1 protein-coding gene is annotated in these 5,201 nt (G+C 67.6%); it reads right to left on the bottom strand.

Features of this window, described 5'->3' with window-relative positions; genetic code table 11:
* Positions 1-5,201, bottom strand: a 5,201-nt coding sequence (locus tag NMI01S_RS28080; RefSeq protein ID WP_157126410.1) for a type I polyketide synthase, incomplete at both ends; no start/stop codon positions are given.

The following is a 5,201-nucleotide window of genomic DNA, read 5'->3' as shown; positions in this document are numbered from 1 at the left end:
CCGCGCGACGCGGCCGACCCACCTCCGGCCACGGCACCGGCTCGGTCAACAACTCGACAGCACCCTCGGACCAATCGACCTTCGTACTCGGCCGATCCACATGCAACGTCCTCGGCAACACCCCATGCCGCATCGCCATGACCATCTTGATCACACCACCGACACCGGCCGCCGCCTGAGCATGACCGATATTGGACTTCAACGACCCCAACCACAACGGGCGATCGGCAGAGCGGTCCCGGCCATAGGTCGCCAGCAGCGCCTGGGCCTCGATCGGATCACCCAACGTCGTCCCGGTGCCGTGACCTTCGATCGCATCCACATCCGTCGCGGAGAGTCCGGCATCGGCCAGCGCGCGGCGGATCACCCGCTGCTGCGAGGGACCGTTCGGCGCGGTGAAACCGTTCGACGCACCGTCCTGATTCACCGCGGAGCCGGCGATGACCGCCAGCACCTGATGACCGTTGCGCCGCGCATCGGAAAGTCGTTCCAGCACGAGCACACCGACGCCCTCGGACCAGCCCACACCGTCCGCGGCGTCGGCGAAGGCTCGGCACCGGCCGTCGGGTGAGAGCCCGCGCTGACGGCTGAACTCCAGGAACATATCCGGCGTGGCCATCACCGCGACACCGCCGGCCAACGCCAGATCGCATTCCCCCGACCGCAGCGAACCCGCGGCCAGATGCAACGCCACCAGCGACGACGAACACGCCGTATCCACCGACACCGCAGGACCTTCCAGCCCCAGCGTGTAGGCGACGCGACCGGAGACCAGACTGCCGCCGGCGCTGTTACCGCTCTGGGTTCCCTGCGCGTAATCGTGGTACATGACACCGGTGAACACACCGGTCGAGCTGCCGCGCAGGACGGCCGGATCGATGCCCGCGCGTTCGAGCGCCTCCCACGAGGTCTCCAGCAACAGCCGCTGCTGCGGATCCATCACCACGGCCTCGTTCGGGCTGATACCGAAGAAGTCGGCGTCGAAATCCGCTGCGGAATACAGGAATCCACCGCGCCGGGTGTAGGTCTTGCCCGCCTTACCCGGCTCGGGATCATAGATCGCTTCGATGTCCCAGCCGCGGTCCGTCGGCAGTTCGCCGGTGGTGTCGATGCCCTCGGCGACCAACCGCCACAAATCCTCCGGCGACGCCACACCACCCGGATACCGACAACTCATCGCCACAATCGCAACCGGATCATCATCAACCCGAACCCGGCCGATTACCTCATCATCGACAACCGACCCACCCGACAACTCCGACCCGATGAACTCCGCCACCACCTCCGCATTCGGATAATCGAAAATCAACGTCGCCGGAAGCTTCAAACCCGTCGCCACAGACAACCGATTCCGAAACTCCACCGCACCCAACGAATCAAAACCCAACTGCGAAAAAGCACGCCCCGGCTCAACACCATCCACCGACACATGCCCCAACACACCCGCAGCCACCGACCGCACCACATCCAACACCACCGCATGCCGATCCCCCTCCGACAAACCCGCCAGCGTATCCAGGAAGGCCCGGTCCGGCGCGGACGTGTTCGCGCGGCGGCGAGCGGTCACCGGCGCGATGCCACGCGCCAGCGCCGGAATGTTGTCACCGCGATGCCGGAGCACGGCCGGATCGACCCGGAGTGCCACGAGCTGAGCGGTTTCGGCCGCTAGGGCCGCGTCGAAGAGCGCGAGCCCTTCCGCCTCGGTGAGCGCGGGGAAACCTTGCCTGCGCATCCAGTCGAAATCGGCTTCGGACAATGCGGTGCCGAGTCCGCTCGAACGCTCCCACAGTCCGTAGTCGATGGCGGTCGCGGGCAAACCCGCAGCACGACGATGAACAGCCAACCCATCCAAAAACACATTCGCCGCCGCATAATTCGCCTGACCCGCCGCCAAAACCAAACCACCAGCCGACGACACCAACACGAACAACGACAACGACCGCTCACACGTCAACTCATGCAAAAACCACGCCGCATCAACCTTCGGCGCGAACACCGAATCAACACGCCCCGCCGAAATCGACTCCACCACACCGTTATCCGCAACACCCGCCGCATGCACCACACCCACCAACGGACACTCATCCGAAATACCGTCGATCACCCCGGACAACGCATCACGATCCGACACATCACAAGCGACAACACGCACCCGCGCACCGAGCTCTTCCAACTCCTCACACAACCCCCCAGCACCAGGCGCAGCCAAACCCCGACGCGACACCAAAAGAAGGTGCGTCACACCGTGATTCACCACCAGACGCCGAGCGATCAACGCACCCAGACCACCCGTTCCACCGGTCACCAACACCGTGCCCGGCTGTAGGCGAACCGCGTCGCCGGCAGGGTGACGGGTCAAGCGCGGCACCGTGACGACCGCACCACGCACGGCGACCTCGGGCTCACCCGGGACAGCGGCGGACAGCGACGCCACAGCCAATGGCGCGCGAGTCTCGTCGGAGCCGTCCGGGTGGTCCAGGTCGAGCAGGTGGAATCGATCCGGATGTTCGGCCTGCGCGGCCCGGACCAGCCCCCACACCGGCGCCTGCGCCAGATCCACCGTCTCCGAATGATTCACGGCCACAGCATTTCTGGTCACGACGACCAAGCGTGACGCGGTGAAACGCGGATCGCTCAGCCACCGCTGCACGGTGTCGAGAACGCCGGTGACCACCTGCCGGGCCGCGGTCGGCGGCGCGCCCTCGCCCCGCGGGCATTCGACGACGACGATCTGCGGAACGACCGGTTCCGTGGCCGCGTCCAGTTCGGCGATCAACGCCTCGAGGTCGCGATATCCGCGTATCTCCCCCGGATCGCGATCGGACCCCAGCACCGCCACCCGGTTCGGGTCGAGGGCCACCGGCGCATGCGGAACCGCGACCCACTCCACACCGAACAGGTTCTGCGACACCCGGGTCGCGTCGAGATTCCGAGCCGTCACCGGCCGGGATACGAGAGCGGCTACCGACATCACCGCTTCGCCCTGCGCATCGGCGATCCGCACGCCGAACTTCTCACCGTCCACAATGATCCGGACGCGCACCACCGCGGCACCCGCCGCATGCAACGCCACACCGTTCCAGGTGAACGGCAACGCCGGGGATGTACCCCCTTCGCTGCGCAGGCCGTGCACGATCCGCACGTGCAGTGCGGCGTCGAACAGGGCCGGATGGATGCCGAAGCTTCCGGCGTCCGCGGGGTCGGGCAGCGCGACCTCGGCGAACAGTTCGTTGCCGCGTTGCCATGCCGCTCGCAGACCTCTAAACGCCGGCCCGTAGCCGTAGCCGAGGTCGAGCAGTTCGTCGTAGACGCCGTCGATATCCAGCGGCTGCGCTCCGCTGGGCGGCCACGACCGGAGATCGAAATCGGGGACGACCCCACCCGTGGCGAGCGTGCCTTCGGCGTGGATCACCCACGGCTCGTCCGTGATGGGCCGCGAATGGATACTCAGTCGCCGCCGGCCGGTGTCGTCGGCGGCGGCCACCACCACCTGCACCGACACACCGCCCTCGGCGGGCAGCGTCAACGGGGTGTGCAGGACGAGTTCTTCCAGCACATCGCAGCCCAGCAGGCCGCCGACATGGGCGGCGAGTTCGACGAATCCGGTGCCGGGCAGCAGGACCACGCCGAATACGCTGTGGTCGGCCAGCCACTCGACGGAATCGACCGTCCAGCGGCCGGTGAAGCTCACTCCGCCCGATTCCGGGTGCGGTACGGCGGCGCCGAGCAGGGGATGTGACACGGCGTCGAGGCCGACGGCGGTGACCCCGCCCAGTTCGGCTCCCAGCCACGATTGCGCGAGCACCTGCCGCACGTCGAGCCAGAAGCGTTCGTGCCGGAAGGCGTAGGTGGGCAGGTCGATGCGCCGAGCTCCGGTCCCGGTGTACCAACCGGCCCAGTCGACCTCGGCGCCGGCGACGAACAACCCGGCGATACCGGCCGTCAATGTCGCGGCATCGGCCCGGTCGCGGCGCGCCGATGCCACCACCGTCGGCATGGCACCGATGCGGCTGTCCTCGAGGCTCTGGGTGACCATGGGGGCCAGCACCGCATCCGGCCCGACCTCGGCGAAACGAGTCACCCCCAGCTCCGCCATCGCCGCCACGGCGTCGGCGAACCGCACCGAATCCCGAACCTGATTCACCCAGTACGACGGGTCGCACATGTCGTCGGTCACCCTGGCACCGGTCACCGTCGACACCACGGCCATACGCGGACGCTCGAACACCACAGCGCTGATCGCCGAGGCGAACTCGGTGAGCATCGGCTCCATCAACGCCGAATGGAACGCGTGCGAAACGCGCAACCGCTTCGTCCGCCAACCACGCCCGGAGCACATATCGGCCACTGCCAGCACATCGGCTTCGATACCGGACAGCACCACCGAGGACGGGCCGTTCACCGCGGCGACCGACACCCCCGCGCTCAGCAGCGGCAATACGTCGGCCTCCGACGCACCCACCGCGACCATCGCCCCACCCGCGGGCAACGCCTGCATCAGTCGACCACGCGCTCCCACCAGCACACACGCGTCCTCGAGGGACAACACACCCGCGATATGCGCGGCGACAACCTCACCGATCGAATGACCCGCCACCACATCCGCACGGAAGCCCCACGACTCCAGCAGCCGATACAGCGCCACCTCGAACGCGAACAAACCCGCCTGCGCGAACACCGTCCGGTCGACCAGATCCTCGTCCGCCAACGCCTCCACCAGCGAAACAGTCTGTCCCAGAGCCGGTTCCAACTCGGCCACAATGCGGTCGAAGTGCTCGGCGAACACCGGATACACGCGCAGCCCGGCAGCCATCCCCGCCCACTGCGCACCCTGACCCGAGAACACCACACCCGTCGAACCCGGCACCACCCGACCCGACACCACACCGGGCGCGGCCTCGCCCGCCCCCAACGCACGCACTCCCGCGAGCAGATCCTCACGGTTGCCGGCCAGCACGACGGCACGATGCTCGAAGACGGCACGCGTGGACGCCAGCGAGAAGCCGATATCGAGCGAATCCTGTTCTTCCGCAGCATATTCCGGAGTTCCGATGTGGGCCGCCAGGCGTGTGGCCTGATCCGCGAGCGCCGGACCACTGCGCGCCGAGACCACCCACGGCAGCAACCCGCCCGCGGGCGCGGTCCGCGGCACCGGATCGGCCACCGCGTCGGTGGCCGGTGCTTGTTCGACGATCACGTGC

Origin of the sequence: Nocardia mikamii NBRC 108933 (assembly GCF_001613505.1) — a bacterium.
GTDB classification, from domain to species: Bacteria; Actinomycetota; Actinomycetes; order Mycobacteriales; family Mycobacteriaceae; genus Nocardia; species Nocardia mikamii.
This window is presented reverse-complemented; position numbering and strand designations above follow the sequence as displayed.